The sequence below is a fragment of the Rouxiella sp. Mn2063 genome (assembly GCF_049319665.1).
Lineage (GTDB): Bacteria > Pseudomonadota > Gammaproteobacteria > Enterobacterales > Enterobacteriaceae > JBMOUD01.
Map to the genome: position 1 here is coordinate 171,748 of NZ_JBMOUD010000009.1, position 18,002 is coordinate 189,749.

Genomic DNA, 18,002 nt, shown 5'->3' on the forward strand with positions numbered 1-18,002 from the left:
TTTACAACAGATGAGACGAAAAACAATAACGGCAATACCCCCTAATTATCGTCTAAACGCCCCACTTCCCTTCAGCTCAAAAACTCAAGCCCCTTTCAACATATCAAACACTACCCGCGCAAAACCTTTTGCTAGTTCTGGATTAGACAAGTACTGCATCATCATCTCTTGTTGAGCATCACTGCTGTCCATCACTGCATCATCAATGGCTTTAGGGAAATCCCCCAGCATGGCTTGCTCACGAGTATTGTTGGCAATCTGCGTCATGACTGCCTGGTTTTCCGATAATTTGTCGCGCACGGTAAAGGCATAGTTGATCATGTCTTTATCGCTAAGATTATCGGTAATAAACAGGTCATTCAGACGCGCCAGAATATTGGACAAGAACTCTTCTTTCTTATCCTTCGGCTTGGCCGTACCGATATCGTTGCCTGGCTCGATTTTGTACTCTTCGGCGTCTTCCTGAAGCTTGAGGTGCTGCTCGTGGAGTTTTGATAAGCGGTAATGGCTCATCTCTACGTTGCTTAAATCAACCTCATCTTCTTCAATGCGCTGCTCATGCAGTAGTGGTCGCAGATGGCGGGCAAACAGGCTGAGTTTCTCCAGTTCCTTGTCATCGTACTCGACGATTTGCGACATAAATTCGTAGAAGCGGACAAAACTGCCGAGATCTTTCTTGAAGATATCCAGCTTGTCTTTCTCTTGTTTGCAGTCTTTGAAACTATTTTCAGCGTTAGTGATCAGCACCACATCATTGGTTTTTTTCGTGCGTTCAAAGATTTCTTTTGCCAGAACATAAGCGTCAATAGTGGAAGTGTAGCGTTTTGTCCAGCGTTCAACGGCGGGTTTGCAGATATTACTAATTGCCGCATTAGACTTGTTTTTGGTGAAGAAGGCTTCACAGAATTGCTCAACCTCGCTCCACAAAAAAATACCGCTAGCGCGCAGTTTTTCGAACAGCTCAAAGACTAATTGTGGATCGCTAACATCGGTAAGCTCGGCAGTTTGATAATAAGGCTGGAAAGCCCCGAGGATTTCATCCGGTTCATTGTAGAAATCCAACACAAAAGTCCCCGACTGCGCTTTGCCCGGATAGGTTCGATTCAGGCGCGAAAGCGTCTGTACGCATTCCACGCCACCAAGCGCTTTATCCACGTACATCGCGCATAGCTTCGGCTGGTCAAAACCGGTCTGAAACTTATTCGCCACCAGCATCACCTGATAATCATCGCTATCAAAGGCTTTCCGCATATCCCGGCCTTTCAGGCCTGGGTTCATATTGGTTTCGGTAAACTTCTGATTCAGTAGTGCGAGGCTATGGTGATCACTTTCCACAAATTCCACTTCGCCAGAAAACGCGACCATAGCGTTAATCTTCTGGTAATTGTTCTCAGCAATGTATTTATCAAACGCCAGTTTGTAGCGTACCGCCGCTTTACGTGAACTGGTCACTACCATTGCCTTCGCCTGCCCGCCTAGTAAATGCATCACGTGTTTGCGGTAGTGCTCGACAATCACTTTTACTTTTTGCGACACGTTATGGTCATGCAGTGTGACCCACTGGCTCAGTTTGATTTTGGCTTTCTTACTGTCCACTTCCCGATCAGGATCGTCGAGCTTTTGCAGCAGCTTATAGGCGACTTTGTAATTGGTGTAGTTCTTCAGCACATCAAGAATAAAGCCTTCTTCAATCGCCTGACGCATGGAGTAAACATGGAAGGCTTCGGGCTTATTCGTTTTGGATGCCGGTTCAAGAGGATTCGGCCGACGGCCAAACAGTTCCAGCGTTTTGGCTTTTGGCGTAGCGGTAAACGCATAGTAGTTAAGGTTGCTGCTGTTTTTACGTGCGGCAATGGTCGCATCCATAATATCTTCCGATGACAGCACCACATCGTCGTCCGCCTCTTCTTTCATCAACACTTCTTTAAGTTGACGCGCCGTAGAACCGCTTTGCGAAGAGTGTGCTTCATCGGCGATAACCGCATATTTACGCTGTTTGAGGCTGACGCTGTTTTCAATGGCTTTCAGCACGAACAGGAAAGTCTGGATGGTAACGATAATAATCGGCTGCGCGTTTTCCAGCGCGCTGGCGAGCTTGTCCGATTTTGAGCCATCGCCTTCTTTATTGGTAATGCGCCCGACCACGCCGTCCGCATGCTCGAACTGATAAATAGTATCCTGAAGCTGATCGTCCAGCACGGTGCGGTCAGTGACCACAATCACCGAGTGGAACTGCTTCTCGCCTTTTTCATCATATAAGCGGGAAAGCTGATGAGCAGTCCAGGCAATCGAGTTAGATTTCCCGGAACCCGCGCTGTGCTGAATGAGATACTTATGACCCGTGCCTTCTACCGCCGCGGCGCTTATCAGCTTATTCACCACATCCCATTGATGGTAACGCGGGAAGATCAGGCTCTCTTTTTTAACCTTCAGCCCGTTCCAGTCTTCTTTCTCTTCAATTTGCAGATGCACAAAGCTGGCGAGGATTTTCAGCAGGTTATCCGGCAGTAGGACTTCGTTCCACAAGTAGTTAGTGGCGTACTCGTTTTCATTCTCAGGCGTTTCGTTACCCGCACCGCCATCTTTGGTGCCTTTGTTAAACGGCAGGAAGAAGGTGTCATCACCCGCCAGTTTGGTTGCCATAAACACTTCATACTGGCTGACGGCAAAGTGCACCAGCGCGCCGCGTTTGAAGGTAAGCAACGGCTCAGGCTTATTGGTAACCGGGTCTTTCGGCAACCGCGTTTTCTTATATTGTTTAATCGCGTTGTGTACCGCTTGCTTGAACTCGGACTTCAGCTCAAGTGTGGCTATCGGCAGGCCATTAATAAATAGCACCAGATCGATACGCCATTTTTTGGCGATTGAACCGGTTTCTTCAAATGCCGCTTTAGTGGCATAGGGGCTATAGACCAGCTCCGGCACCACACGGCAGATATTTTGTTTATAACGCGCCAGGGTTTCCGGATTAAGACTATGCTCGGGCTTAAACTGGCATAGCGAAAAACGCGCATTGTGGCTTTTGATACCATGACGCAATACGCCCAGCGTGCCGTAAGTACGCGATAGCTGATCGGTGGCGTTGTTGTCGGCTTTTTTAAGTTGCGCCACCAGCAAATCGAGGAAATGGCGCTCGGTATCGGTGGGGTAAATTTTAGAAAACTTTTCCCATTCCAACGGCTGGGTGTTTTGCAAAAAAGCGATAGCATCTTGCGAATATAAGGCACGTTCGCGGTCATAGCCCGCAGGTTTGCCTCTAATCCAGCCTTGCTCGATCATCTGAGCAATCATTTCATTCTGGAAAATCAGCTCCTTGGTGGTATCCATACTCATGCGGTAGCTTCCTCTGATTCCTCAAACTCGCTGGTGTCTGGTGCTACCCAATCGCGCACGTCGATTTTGCCGGTGACGGAGGCGGAGATAAGGGCGGTGCGGCGTTCTTGGAGTAACGCTATCTGCAGATGAGATAAATCGGTCAATGTATTAAATGCATTTATTTCTTTTTGCATGAATTCAATTAATAACTGAACTTCATTTTCAGGTGGGAGGGCAACGACTAGTTCTTTTATTGTATCCTGTCCAATATTTTGCATAGAGTGGCTTGCACCACTTGCTGATAACTCTATCTGTTTTCGAACGAAAGGAGTCCTGAGGTATTCAGAAATGAAATATGGGCTCACTGAAGGCCTAAATTTTATTCGATATAGTTTGTCGCAAAGAATCAGGTTGTCATAGTTTTTGTCTACAACTGCGCTACTCCCTACCAATTCTTTAGTATTTGCCCTTGATATTAATAGATCATTTTGTTTAAGCAGATACTGCCTCTGTGGTTCAAGATTCGAAGGAAGTGCTTTATGCTCAAGCGGATTAAATTTACCTGAATTAACACAGCCTACTTTGAGAACACCATATTCATTTTCTTCAGCCAACCGAGCATCGCATTGTGGACTCCAACCTTGTTCGAAAGTACTAATCAAATATTTTAATCTTATAACATCCCAATGTTCCGGCACTTCCCCCAACCACTCAACACTAGAATCTTTCATCGGCACATCAGGATTTAGCCCTTTAGTCACGGCATGGCTAATCACTGCCTGACTTTTTTCTTTCAACAGTTCAATGAGTTGCTGTTGCTTCTCGATTAAGATATCGATTTTTGCGGTTTCGTGATCGAGGAAGGCCGCAATGCTATTTTGTTCTTTTTCAGATGGAAGCCATATTGAAAGATTACGTAAAATAGCTTGAGTCACGCTAAAGACTTTGACTCCCTTCACGGCAGTTCTGACTTGGGTTCTTAATTCTTGGCAATCCAAAAGATAAGCATAGAAACGAGCACTATCTCTTCTTAATGGACGAGAAATAATGGTGTGATAGCCAGCAAAGACTCTTGCATCGCTGATTAACTGGGTAAAGTTTCCTGAGCCATCAAGATCTTCTGATGTATCTGCAAAAACAATATCACCATTCAACAAAAGAGAATTACCATTGTCTTTTAGATATTTTTCATCTACGCATTTTAATGAATGAACCCGAGGGTCAACTTCAAATCCGTATTTTGAATGTACCTCACCATAGTTTATACATGGAATTCCTTCATCCCGTAGATTTTCCTTAGTAATAGTTAAACCCTTACCAAAGGCGAAATTATAGCGAAGTTTACTTAATTCCCAATGTCGCGGAATCGCCCCCAACCACTCAACACCAGAATCCTTATACTCCGGATACGCCTTATATTTAGCCATCAGGAATGTACCTCCTGCAGCAGCTTCATAATCTCGGCGCTGACCGCGTCCAGATCGGCATCAATCTCTTCTAGCTGGCGTGGTGGCTGATAGACGTAGAAATGGCGGTTAAACGGAATCTCGTAACCGACAATCCCCACTTCATTATCTTTAGCATCGCGTTTATCGGCATTAATCCAGGCATCGGCAACGTGCGGCAGCACTTCGGCTTTAACGTATTTCTCGATCAAATCACTGGTGGCAATGGCCGGATTTAACGGCACGTTCTCGTTATCACGCAGATCGCCATCCTGCTCGAACTCCACCACTTTGCCTTTGTATTCAAACGCACCATACAGCGGTTGCGCGGCTTCTTTCAGCACCTTCTTCACTACCGGTTCAGCGGCAGGTTTTTTAGTGGTGATGGCGTCGATAAACTGTTTGTTCTCTTTGGTATCCAGCTTCACACTTGCGGTTTTAATCGCGCCTTTCAGGGTCAGCTGGAACTCATTAAAATCGTTGCTCGCCCGCTCTTTGCCACCTGCTTTCGCCCCCAGCGCCTGCTGGATTTGCTGCGCTTTATCCATCAAGGCTCGTTGGGCCAGCCACAATTTGCTGTCCAGCAGGTCTTTAATCTGCTTCTCTTTTAGCTCGGCAAATTCCGCTTTAATAATGGCGCGTGCCTCCACTTCAATACCTGCAAAGTCACCGTAGTTATCATCTTGCCACTGTACGGAGAACTCTTCATACAGGCGTTCCATCGGCATGCTAAGCGGTTTGGTTGCAAAGCGCAGAGTGGCAATGGCTTCATCAGTTACCTGTGCCGACAAACGCAGCGGACGTTCGATGGTCAGGCGGCGATAGCCGAAATCGGTGCTGTTGAAGATTTTGCTGGCAAAGGTTTTCGGCGCTTCGGTTTTAGCGGTAGCAGACTGGCGGCCACGGTTAGATTTTTGCTCCGGTGCTTTCTCAAGACCTAACTCTTCAAGAGAAGTCGCCTCCACCACTTCAAAGTCACCAAAGGTCTGGGTGATAAGCTTAATGTCGTCTTCGCCCATCAGATTGCGCTTGGAGCCTAAAGACTTACGCATCTTGCCGCACAGGTTGGTGCCGTCAATGAGCTGGACTTTTCCCTTACGCTCGGCTGCTTTCTTATTCGACAGAATCCACACGTAGGTCGCGATGCCGGTGTTGTAGAACATATCTGTTGGCAGCGCGACGATGCCTTCCAGCAAATCAGCTTCCAGAATATAACGGCGGATCTCACTCTCACCACTTCCTGCCCCGCCGGTAAACAGCGGTGAACCGTTAAGGATAATGCCGATACGCCCGCCGTTGTTCACCGAGCCATCGACGTTGCCGCTATCGCGCATTTTGCTGATCAGATGCATCAGGAACAGCAGCGAGCCGTCAGACACACGCGGCAAGCCGGGGCCAAAGCGCCCGTTAAAGCCCTTCTGCTGGTGCTCGTCGTTAATCTCGCCTTCAATCTTTTTCCAGTCCACGCCAAACGGTGGGTTAGACAGCATGTAGTCGAACTGGTCCTGCGGCAGCTGATCGTTGGAAAGCGTATTGCCAAGTTTAATGCGGCTAACATCCTGGCCTTTGATCAGCATATCGGCTTTACAGATGGCGTAAGATTCCGGGTTCAGTTCCTGGCCAAAGGCACGCATCACCGCGTTCGGGTTCAGCTCGTACACGTATTCCATACCGGAAGAGAGGAAGCCGCCCGTACCGGCAGTTGGGTCATAAATGGTGCGGATGATGCCGTCTTTAGATAGCGCCGCATCATCTTCCATAAACACCAGCGAGGTGGTTAAGCGCACGATATCGCGTGGAGTAAAGTGCTCCCCGGCAGTCTCGTTTGAACTCTCCGCAAAACGACGGATCAGCTCTTCAAATACCAAGCCCATATCATGGTTAGAAATGGCTTTCGGGCTGAGGTCGGTGGTGGCGAATTTCTTAACGATTTTAAACAGCAGGTTGGCGTCTTCCAGCAGGCCAACAAACTCGCTGAATTTAAAATGCTCAAAGATTTCACGCGCATCCTTTGAGAAACACTGAACGTAGTTCTCCAGGTTTTCTTTGATGTCGTTCTGCCCCATCTTGCCGAGATCCATCGGCGAGGTATTGAAGAACGACAGTCCTTTGGTGGCACGTAAGAGAAACTTTTCTCGCCCTTCTTCCGGCAACGGGCTGGCCTTCAGCTTTTCCGCTTCCGCCACCACAGCTTCTTTGGTGGGGGCTAACACGCATTCAAGACGGCGTAACAGCGTAAAAGGCAGGATCACGCGCCCATACTGGGACTGTTTAAAGTCACCACGAAGCAAATCAGCTACCGACCAGATAAAGGCAGCCGTTTGAGAGAAGTTAGTGTTAGACATAATGTTTCCGCGAAAGCTTTAATAAATGATCCGTCGTGTGCGATCGACAACCTTATCGATACGGCAAACGCCAGATAGAATAATGAGATGAACAAAATCATACAGCGCACGTGCATGAGTACAAGCACCAAATGCCTTAGGTTAATGACTAACAAAATGTCATTAACATCGAGAATGCTAATGCGTTATATCGAACTAATATTCTTAGATAATACCAAAAAAACCGCAACCGAATGATTTTTATAACTTAAATTTATAAGATAAATCCAGCCATATCGCTAATGCTGAAGGATAGATAAGTTCTATGAAATCAATTAGAGTAATCTCATAAAAAATATTCTCCTCTTTTTGTTACTTATGGTGTGAAAAATGGACGTTTTTCTGGCCCCCGGCGTGCTGGTGCGTAATGGCATTTTATATATTGCTTCAATATTGAAAAACGATGCAGCTCCCGGCTATGTGACTATCTTATTAGTCGTCGCACTTTGTATTACCGTTGTACGCTGGCGAAAACTGGTTAAACGCCGCATTACTGCGCTTGGCAGCATCCATTCTATTATTGCCAAAACTCCGGAAGATGAATTTAGCCCACATGTTACCAACGTCGATGCCAGCATCGCTGCTTTAAACATGACCGAAGAACAGCAAAATGTAGCCGAGGCATGGAAGGAATATCGGGAAACCCATATTATCGACGATCGGGACGATAAATTTGTCGTTCGCAATGCTGTTCGCCCTAGTCAGTTTTTTAATTTAGATGATTTGCATTTCACGCAGGGCTTCTGGCGCATTGTTCCGGGATTATTTGTGACTGTTGGTCTGTCTCTGACCTTCCTTGGCTTGATTTCTGCGCTTAACTCGATGAGTACCTCACTGGACGATGGTGGCAGCGCAGCATTAGAAGGTTTGCTTACCATCGCTTCAGCGAAGTTCATCATGTCGCTGACTGGCCTATGCTGCTCAATAGTTTTTACCATAGGGTTGCGTAGTGGCACATCACAGCTGGAAAAAGCAGTTCATAGTCTCAATAGTTTGATTGAAAAACGCCTGACATTTATCAGTCTGGAAGATTTATCCATTAGCCAGCTAAAAGCGACGATTGAAAGCCGTGAACATTTCCGCAAGTTAGGCCTTGAGATGGTGGCAGAAATTGGTCGTCCACTTCGCGAAGATCTGCCAAAAGCAATAGCTGAATCCATCAGTTCCGCCATTACCCCTGTCATCGAACAAGTCAGCCGCTTAGGTAATGATGGTGTCGGTGAAATGGTTCAAAGCCTCTCCTCACGTTTTTCTGATGATGTTGGCCGAGCCTTGACGCAAGCCAGTGAACGTATTTCTCTGGCTGGCGATCAAATCAAATTGCTCGCGGAAAGAATGGATCAAAGCTCAGGAAAAATGGGCAACGAAATGGAAAGCGCGATTGGTCGCTTAGGCCAGGCGGTTGAAATCTTGCGGGAAGGCATGTCACAAACAGCGGAAACGGCAACGTCTGCATTCAATCAAGGTGCCGAAAATCTGCTGGCGACCATGAACTCAACACTACAAGGTATTAAAGACAATACGGGTGATGGCGCAAGAGCAATGGGCGAAGCAGCTGCAGATATGAAAGCCGCCGCCCTTGGGATCCGTACCGAACTAGAAGCCGCAGCAAAACAGGGTTCAGAAGCCGCACAAGCTCGTATGTCAGAATCAGCCTCACAAGCGAGCGATGCCATAGGCCACGCTGCGACACACATACTGAGCGCATTTGGTAATACTGCCGGAGAAATCACCAAAGCGACAGAAACGATGACACAGAAAGCGAGCAGCCAACTTCTTTCTCCTCTTTCCACTATTGCGGAAAAACTGGAAGGCGTCACGGGCATGCTTGAAGAAACAAGTACCGCTTTACGTCGTGCATCAGATGGCATTAAAGAGGGAGCCATTGCCTCTGAAAATGCATCAGGTAGCTTCCGCTCGTCGGCTCAATCGCTTACCGATGCAGCAGACCCGATCCGCGCGATGATGGAACGTATTGAAATCAGCACACGTCAACTGCGTGAGAGCAGTGAAAATAGTCTTTCCGCTATTGCCAACGCAGCGAAAACGAATGCTGAGCAATCCGCGATGACACTATCGGCGGCACAAGAGACATTGGGTGGACAGCAGCGTGCGGTTGAATCCACGCTGACGAACCTTCAGTCTCTGATTACTGCATTACGTGGCCAAGGCGAACGACTGGATGGTATTGATGAGAAGCTGGGCAAGGCGTTCGACGCTTATCAGGAACAAGTTGCCACATCTGTAGAAACGCTATTCGACCACGTGAAAACCATGCAGTCCGCATTGATGCCAGCACTAGATACAATGCAAAGTATTGTCGACCAGGCTGAAAACTTTGCGCCCAAACAGGGACGCATGTCATGAGAGGGAGCGCCAATCGTAAGCGTTCAAATGAAGAGGAAGAAGAATCCGTATTTGTTTCAATGACAGACATGACGGTGAGTTTCCTGTTTATTGTTATGGTGCTGCTCGCATTCTTTGCCAGCAGGTATAACGATAAAAATACGGTTCCCCGTGACGAATATGAGCAAGCGGTTCAGTCGCGCGATAAAACTATTGAAGATCTCCGTTCTGAAATAGCAATGTTGAAGCAAGTCGATCCTTTAGAACAGTATATGTCTCGCGCAGCAACGGCTCGCCTTAACCTGCTTTATCAGCTACGCGATAATCTCAAACAGTCTTTTCCATTGTTGCCAGTTGATGTTATTCCAGAGGAAGGAACTCTGCGCTTCCAGGGCGAAGGACTATTTATCAGCAATAGTTTTGCATTAAGCGATGATAAACGAAAGATTGTCGAAGCGCTGGCAAAAACTCTCGACTCACTCCTGCCCTGCTATACCTTTAGCCAGAATGGAGGTTGGAACAAAAGCTGTAATCCGTCATTCGCCATCATTGAGGCAGTCCAGATTGAAGGACATACTGACTCGAAAGGTGATGAGGTTTATAACCTGAATCTTTCGACTAACCGTGCAATAACGACTTTTACCAGCATGCTTTCGGCTGCACCGGATTTGGTCGCACATTTCAATATGCGGCATCAGCCGGTTCTTTCGGTTGCTGGCTACGGAAAAATGCGCCCTGTTCGTCCTAATGATACACAACAAAATATGGCAATGAATCGCCGCATCGATCTCCGAATTATTATGCATACACCGGCTAATGCTGCAGAAATTGAAGACATTCGCCAGCGTCTGATTGAACCTTTGAAGAAGAGTACGCCATGAAATTGAGCGATATTTTTCTCAAGCCAGTCGCACTTCTCAAGCCAGCAATAGCGGAATCAAAAGGTTTATCGTTCAAGATTAAGGCCATTCATGAGCGTTGGCCTGACGTAGTCAGAGAAATTGCCGAACGCGATCGTGAAAAGGTTTTACGCAAACTGCTCGGATATGTAGAGCGCTGGCAGTGGGATGAGGTAAAAATGTCATTCATCTGCTCCGGCGCGCCGATTGTTTTTGATAAAGAATTCAGAACTCAGGGCGCTTTTGCCGTGCTGCAAGAGTTTTATCTACGGGAAACCATTGTTACTGATTCATCTCCCTTTATTTCCGCAATGATTTCGGCATATATCCGCAGCTACGAGCCCGGTTCAGCGCACACAAATAAAATTAAAAACTGTCTTGATATCGCCAGCGAGCATATGAGCGATAAATGGAAAGAGGTTATCGATCAATTGCCTGAATTCTTTGACGCTAATCAGGCGCATCAGGCGTTGGCCGAAAAAATGGTGCTGATGGACTCACCGTGGAAAGAGCTCAAGCAGTTTGGCATCACACGCCCGCACGAGCCGGGTTTAATGTCGCATGCTCATCTGGCGTATATCGCATTGCTGGCGCCTGAATTACATGAAAAAGCAGCTATTGAGAAGCTATTTGCCTGGTTGAAACCCGATGGCAAAAGTAACGCGTTAATGGATGGAGCTTCTGAGGCTATCAATGTATTGTTATCGCATTGGCTGTATAAGCAACCCGGCGAAGAACTCTCACGTTTTCTGACTGAAACATTGGTAGCTTTTTACGAAGACCCGCGCCTGAGTCGCGGTGGCGTGTGGGGTAGCGTGGATGAACAATGCCGTAACCTCATCATCAATTGGCTGACGCGTGAGAACATTCTGTTCTTCCTGGATGTGGTCTCAAAAGTGGAAGACAGCCATATGTGGGAACCACGGCGTAAATTTTGGTTAGGACTTTATAACCAAGGAAAAATCACTGCAGCGTGGGTGGCGTTTAGCCCAATAGCCTCCCAAAAAGCAAAAGAAATAAAAAGTTCTATGAGGGACTCTTCAACGCTGAACTTCGGAATTCAAACTGCTCCTGGCCATCGTGATAAAACCTCATTGCTTATTTTACAAATTGGTAAATGCATAGTCATTGAAGGTTCACACAATTATAAAGTTCATATTTTCAGAAGTGATAATAAACACAGCCCAAAACTATACCAATTAGCATACAACTGCGAACAAATCCGTATGCTGCCGAACCCTGTTGCTATTCCACATTTAAGCAGTTGGCAGGATAAAGTGCGTGAACAAATTGAGTATCTGTCATGACATTTAACTTCAATCATAATGCAGAAATGATCACTCTGAATATCGCTGAAGAAAAACAGAGTTTAATCAATCGTCTGTTTAGGCGGCAGCAACCCGTAACATTATCAGGCCTCACGCATAGCGATCGTGCCTTAGCTTTCGCTATAGCCGATCTGAAAGCCTTGGCGGAAGAATTTGAAGAAAATTTGCATATAAGTCATGACTCTATACAAATGAGTCACCGGCTAGCTGGCCTGATTGACTCAGAAACAGCACAGAATCTATGCTTACCTCCTCTTGTCGATCTGACACTAAAAACCGACATTGAAGGTTCATTAGGTAGCGATAGTTTTCGTTTACAGCATCAATGGCTACGCAACGGTGTTCGCCAAATACCACAACGAACGGGGGCAATTTTAGCCACATCGCAGGGGTTACGCCGGCTGCCATTGTGGATGATGGAGGCCATTGAAGTCGCAGAAAAATTTACACCGGGCGGCGGCGAAGCATCCGACTGGGAATCACTGGCTCGTTTCAGGCAGTCTCTCGACCCCGGCATCGAGATGGGCAATGAGATCAATGCCGTTCGGGTATCGATGACCGATTTTATGCAAGGTTTAGAAGTCTGCATTGCCGATCGTTTCTCTATTTCCACCAGCTCAAATGGCGCTGACGATTTCGAAATAGTCCCATTCTCAGGTAGGAACATAGAAGAACTAGAAAATAACGGAGAAGCAGTCAGCGAAGCTGCAGGTGAGTTACGCGAACAAACTTTACGTCGTTTCCAGCAGCGTGTCAGAACCCAAGGGGCGCTTTCCGCCTATCGTGTTGGTGAAGGCAATTATCTGGTTATTGACCGAAGCGCACGTCCAATTCTTGACATCATGGTGCAGAAACAAAAGTCTGTTCCTGAAGAGCGACGCGCTTTTATCGAAAACCCACGACCAGCAATTACCGATGCTGTTGAAAAATACCTGAGGCAATCAGGTAAGCTGGAAGGGCTCGACGAGGTCAGCGAGGAGGAAGCCATTGAAGCCGCCTCTGGTCCCGCTTTTATAGAAACCGTTGAATATTCCGAACGCGTTAAAGGTATTTTACATTACCGAAAAGGGGCTGTTTCACCCCCAATGACTGGCGAAACGGTCTGGTTACCAGAGGTAATTCCCGACGCCCTGGTTAAAATTATTGATGCGATGGATAGTCACGCACTGGCAAGTGTCTGTGAGCAGATACGTCATGCCTTAGATACATCGCAACAAGAAGTTGAGGTTGCTTCTTATCCAATTAACGCTACCGAAGACACGTTAGGCGCACTTGAAAAACGACTGGCTGATCTTAAAGAAATGGAAGCCGCGACAGAAATAACAGAAAAAAAAGACAAGCCTACAGTTGATAACCCACCTGCTGCTACGGTTATCCTGGATACCAAAGATAATTTTGAAGAAATATCTTGGAGGCCGGATCTTACAGAACGCCCCGTATTTATCGACGAGCAACTGCCTGCAGGCGTTAAAACTGCATTGCGATCTCATCAACTAGAGAGCTTTAACCTGCAACTTTCTTCGTGGAAGTCAGGAATGCCAGGTATCTTGAACGCAGATGAACAAGGATTAGGTAAAACGCTGCAAACCATTGCATTTCTTCGCTGGTTAAAAGAGAACAACCGCGTCAATACTGCCAGTAATAAAGAACGCGGACCAATATTAATTGTGGCTCCCACATCCCTGCTGGAAAATTGGAATGCAGAGGTAGCACAGCATACTGATAGCGAAGGACTCGGCCATTTGCTCCGCCTATATGGTTCATCATTAAGTCAGTATAAAAATTTCGATGCTAAAGGTGTCGAGACAAAAGATGGTACTCACTTACTGAATTTTCGGCAGCTACATGAAGCGATCGATGAGGGTAAAGGCCATCGCTTCTGGATATTAACAACTTACACAACGCTCACCAATTATCAGCATTCCCTTGCAAAAATTCATTTCTCAGCCGTTGTCTTTGATGAAATACAAACAATAAAAAATCCTGATTCGCTTCGTGCTCGTGCCGCTCGAGCCATCAATGCTGACTATCGAATTGGTCTTACAGGTACACCTATAGAGAATACAACAAGTGACTTATGGGCGATCATGGATCAACTGGTTCCCGGATCTCTGGATACGTTACGTAATTTCAATAGCCTGTACAACGAACCTGATGAACAGAATATGCTTCAACTGTACCAGCAGGTCTTTGAACCTCACAATCAGCTACCGCCCTTAGCATTTCGTCGTTTAAAAGAAGACGTTGCGAAAGAGCTACCCTCTAAAACACGTTTTTTACATCCTCGTTTAATGCCTGAAGGCCAGGCAATTGCCTACGAAACTGCCCGGCTCAAACTTTCTCAAGGTGGCCCTGGTGCCGCACTGAAAATGCTACAGCATATACGTGGTGTTTCAGTTCACCCGGCGATGGAGATGAGTGGGAACAGTCAGAGTTTTATCGATGCTTCTGCTCGCCTGAATGCATGCTTCAAAATTCTGCATCGTATTAAAGCAAAAGGTGAACGTGTCCTGGTTTTCATTGAGCATCGAAAGATGCAATTTCGTTTTATGGAGTTAGCGCGACAAGAATTTGGCCTTGAGATAATTGATCACATTAATGGCGATACATCTATCCAAAAACGTCAAGCTATTGTACGGCGATTCCAGGGCCATCTTGAACAGGATGGTGGTTTTGACTTATTAGTTCTCGGTCCCAAAGCGGCAGGAACAGGCCTGACATTAACTGCCGCCACTCACGTTATTCACTTGTCTCGCTGGTGGAATCCGGCTGTTGAAGAGCAATGTAATGATCGTGTTCACCGCATCGGACAAAAGTATCCCGTTCAAATCCATATTCCTATGGCCATCCATGCAGGTTATCAGGAGCATTCTTTCGACTGTTTGCTTCAAGGACTCATGTCACGAAAGAGAAACTTAGCGCAGGCTGCACTCTGGCCAATGGGTGACAGCGCAGGTGACATATCACAACTGCAAGCGGCCTTGAAAAAGGAACAAAGTGAAACAAATGGGGATATTCTGGAAATTAGTATTCAAATGATGTTTGAAAGAGATGCTGAAACTGATGGTGCCCAGATGAATGACGGCTCCTATCGGATAAGCTAATTTCCATAATGTTTTTAAATCATAATAGAAGGTAACAAGGAAGGGTCACTATACCGATACTTAACAAGTAGCACACATATTAAACTTCGCTTATTAATTGGGTGGACGTCACTAACTAAAGCAGCGTCATTCTAAGACTAAATCTCTCTATTTTGGATCCCTATATACCTTTAAAGGCTTATATCGGTGATATTATTATTTAATATTTCATTGGTTAACCAGATAGATATGCAGTATTGATTATCAACATTTAGCATGGGCGAATAATTAATGACTTATGTCACATCCAGCAGGAGTAAAAAATGCCTCTAGATCTGAGCAATACACTTGTAATTGGCATTAGTGCCACGGCTCTTTTTGACATGAGCGAATCAGATCGGATGTTCCGAGATACCTATGCGACCGATCCTGACAGTGCCATTGAAAAGTATCGTGCATATATGCTTGAACACGAAAACCAGCCTTTACAGCCCGGAACAGGCTACCCCTTAGTCAAAGCGCTTCTGGGTCTGAACCAATATCGCCAACCGGATGATAAATCACCGTTGGTTGAGGTAGTCGTGATGTCACGAAACAGTCCTGATACGGGTATCCGCGTACTGAATACTATTCGCTACGATAAGCTATATATCACACGCTCTGCCTTCACAGCTGGCGAAACGGTCGCTGATTATCTTGACGCCTTTGATGTTGATCTATTTTTAACAACTAGCGTAGATGATGCGCAAAAAGTCATCGATTCTCGATTTTGTGCCGCTGCAATATTAAAAGATCCGCCTTCAGGTTATTCCGAAATCCCTGATGGGCAAGTTCGCATTGCTTTTGATGGTGATGCAGTTCTTTTCTCAGATGAAAGCGAGTTGGTTTATAAAACTCAGGGTATGGAAGCCTTTCATGCCCAAGAAGATGCGCAGCAAGATATCCCAATGGCAGAAGGCCCCTACGCGACTCTGCTAAAAAAACTAGCGAAACTTCAAGACCGTCTACCTACTCGAATGGAATATTCACCTGTTCGTATTGCTCTAGTTACCGCCAGAAACAGCCCTTCGGAAATGCGGGTAATTAAAACCTTAAGGAGTTGGGGTGTATATGTTGATGAGGCTTTTTTCCTTGGAGGAGTGGAAAAAACTAAAGTACTTCAGGCATTTAAACCTCATATTTTCTTTGACGATCAAGATGTACATTTAAATGCTGCAGCGAAACTTGTTCCTTCTGGCAAAGTGCCTTACGCCAATAACTCAGAACTATTTAACGCTTCATAGTCGATACAACATTCCGGGAATATATCATGGTTCCCGGTTAGTATTATTTACAACCAACGTTTCAAATTATCTTAGCTTCTTCTTATTTATGCCCATCAAATTTGATTGGTCAATCATCGTATTCTAGCTTTTTATTCCAGTCACTATGAGATCTACACAATAAAATATCAGTGAGTTATTAGGTTTCTTCAGCGGTGAGATAGTGAATCAGGTAACACTCATAAAAAGTTGGAGTTGCTTCCACACAAAGTGCCTAGATATTGGATCGTTGATAGCACCTCATATAACAGGATATTATGACCTTCAAAGCTGACATTACCCCCGACATAAAAATCAGATAATTTAAAAAACGTCAATTTTATATTAATAAAAATTCAATAAAAAATGCATAAAGCTTAAAAAATTAAATACTCAGATAAAATGAAAAACATCATAATCAATCAACCACAATTAAAATATCTAAAACTAACATTGAAAATTTTTACTCAAGTTAACTCCCTTAATAAAAAAAGTAAATCAAACAGCAAAAAGAGAAAGACTCATGAACTTTCTCTTTTAAATTTAAAATCACATATATCTCATACACTATAAAACCATCATCAGAAATACACTATCAGCCTGGCATTGTTAATTATGAAACCACCTTGTTACTTTATTAGTGGAGATATTTATCTTTTTAAAATCGTACTCATTCTTGTCATTTTCATAGCATGTTAACTCATCAAAATACCAGAATTTATCATCTGAGTGATAAGCTATATATTTTTCAGTGTTAAATCCAAAGTAGTAATAATTCCCTTCATTTTTCATTACATTTCCATGACAAAAAGCAGTAGTCCTCCATTCGAATTTAACACCATTATCTATACTATAGTAGGCTAGGTTACCTACCCATAAAATTAACGCATTCATAATTAATGCAACTGCACACAAAAAAACCAAATACTTAATTCCATTGCATTTATTTAAGTTATTGTCCATATAAAAAAACAAAACACAAACAACAAGCTGAAAAAACATACTAAACACAACAATAAAAAAAACCATTTTTAATAAAAATGAAAGCCATGGTGACAATGAAATATCTATCGAAGCAATTTGTAAAAAAACACTACTAGAAAGAGTGCTAACCAATGAATATATTAACGGGATGGAAGCGGCGAAAATCCATCGTGTGTCTTTTATTTTCTTAGTCACTGAGTCATCAAATTCGAAAAATGAAAAGAAAACCATGAATAATGAAAATAGAAAAAAGCTTAATAATGACCATCGTGCAGATAAAATAAACCCGGCACCTAAAAAATAAATAGAAGCAATAAAACTCAAGATTGCAAAATAAGTAATCAATCCAGATATTGAATTACCCTTCTGATTATCCGGCTTAAAAAAGAACATAAACTGAGTCTTAACTCTACTTCTGCATCTAAATGCTTGATATATTAAAAAAGAAACCAACACCAAAGATAATATTTTTTTACAAGGTAAGTTAAACTTTGCTAGCATTACGCTTAATATAACAAACACTAAAATTGTCATATCAAAATTATATTTTTTAAAAAACATATAAAGCCCCATATAGTTAATAACCTTAAAGTTATTTATTTGTATTTTATAATGAATGAAGTTTGAAAAAATCAAAACATACCAGAGAAAACCTAATTATCAAAAAGCACCATCAAAACGATACTGTAAACGCCAATATTTAGATCCGTTAGGATGCACCATTAAATGCATCCCTTCTCCATCAGTCAGCTTGTAAGCTTTATCTGCGGGTTTTGCAGTTCTTACCGTCACATCAGTAAGCAGCATTTGCTGCTCTCCGTTGCTGGCTGTTGGTACAAGATTCCATTGAACAGGGATATACCATCACATATACCAACAGATAATAGTTGATGTAGGTTGATGTCGGTAGGATTGTG

9 protein-coding genes and 1 pseudogene are annotated in these 18,002 nt (G+C 44.5%); 5 read left to right on the top strand and 5 right to left on the bottom strand.

Translation table 11 applies throughout. The annotated features are described in order from the left end of the window. Positions 1 to 84: 84 nt before the first annotated feature. From ACL9RG_RS14830 to ACL9RG_RS14840, 3 genes are read right to left on the bottom strand one after another with little or no spacing between them, the layout of a single operon-like run. Positions 85 to 3,333, bottom strand: coding sequence for a type I restriction endonuclease subunit R (locus tag ACL9RG_RS14830; RefSeq protein WP_422793384.1), 3,249 nt, complete (start codon positions 3,331 to 3,333; stop codon positions 85 to 87). After that, positions 3,330 to 4,742 carry a restriction endonuclease subunit S gene (locus tag ACL9RG_RS14835; protein WP_422793385.1) on the bottom strand — a complete coding sequence of 471 codons (1,413 nt, stop codon included), beginning with the start codon at positions 4,740 to 4,742 and terminating at the stop codon, positions 3,330 to 3,332. The genes ACL9RG_RS14830 and ACL9RG_RS14835 overlap by 4 nt, the downstream gene beginning before the upstream one ends. Further along, positions 4,742 to 7,105 carry a type I restriction-modification system subunit M gene (locus tag ACL9RG_RS14840; RefSeq protein WP_422793386.1) on the bottom strand — a complete coding sequence of 788 codons (2,364 nt, stop codon included), beginning with the start codon at positions 7,103 to 7,105 and terminating at the stop codon, positions 4,742 to 4,744. Before ACL9RG_RS14840 ends, ACL9RG_RS14835 begins: the two co-directional genes overlap by 1 nt. A gap of 369 nt (positions 7,106 to 7,474) precedes the next feature. Between ACL9RG_RS14840 and ACL9RG_RS14845 the strand changes: the two genes are divergently transcribed. The 5 genes from ACL9RG_RS14845 (at position 7,475) to ACL9RG_RS14865 (ending at position 16,083) form a co-directional block, all read left to right on the top strand. After that, positions 7,475 to 9,511 (top strand): hypothetical protein, encoded by a 2,037-nt coding sequence (locus ACL9RG_RS14845; RefSeq protein ID WP_422793387.1) that lies wholly within the window; start codon positions 7,475 to 7,477, stop codon positions 9,509 to 9,511. Then, positions 9,508 to 10,371, top strand: coding sequence for an OmpA family protein (locus ACL9RG_RS14850; RefSeq protein WP_422793388.1), 864 nt, complete (start codon positions 9,508 to 9,510; stop codon positions 10,369 to 10,371). The genes ACL9RG_RS14845 and ACL9RG_RS14850 overlap by 4 nt, the downstream gene beginning before the upstream one ends. Then, positions 10,368 to 11,696: an EH signature domain-containing protein gene (locus ACL9RG_RS14855; RefSeq protein ID WP_422793389.1), complete on the top strand. Its 1,329-nt coding sequence runs from the start codon at positions 10,368 to 10,370 to the stop codon at positions 11,694 to 11,696. Before ACL9RG_RS14850 ends, ACL9RG_RS14855 begins: the two co-directional genes overlap by 4 nt. Then, entirely contained in the window at positions 11,693 to 14,821 is a 3,129-nt protein-coding gene (locus tag ACL9RG_RS14860; protein WP_422793390.1) for a DEAD/DEAH box helicase, read from the top strand. The genes ACL9RG_RS14855 and ACL9RG_RS14860 overlap by 4 nt, the downstream gene beginning before the upstream one ends. A gap of 302 nt (positions 14,822 to 15,123) precedes the next feature. After that, the gene (locus tag ACL9RG_RS14865) at positions 15,124 to 16,083 is read left to right on the top strand and encodes a 5'-nucleotidase (protein ID WP_422793391.1); all 960 of its coding nucleotides are present in this window, start codon (positions 15,124 to 15,126) and stop codon (positions 16,081 to 16,083) included. A gap of 627 nt (positions 16,084 to 16,710) precedes the next feature. Here ACL9RG_RS14865 and ACL9RG_RS14870 read toward each other — a convergent pair. Continuing rightward, positions 16,711 to 17,646 (bottom strand): hypothetical protein, encoded by a 936-nt coding sequence (locus ACL9RG_RS14870; protein ID WP_422793392.1) that lies wholly within the window; start codon positions 17,644 to 17,646, stop codon positions 16,711 to 16,713. 108 nt (positions 17,647 to 17,754) lie between these two features. Then, positions 17,755 to 17,892 (bottom strand): annotated as a pseudogene (locus tag ACL9RG_RS14875) (Arm DNA-binding domain-containing protein); the annotation flags it as partial. Between the last annotated feature and the right edge of the window lie 110 nt (positions 17,893 to 18,002).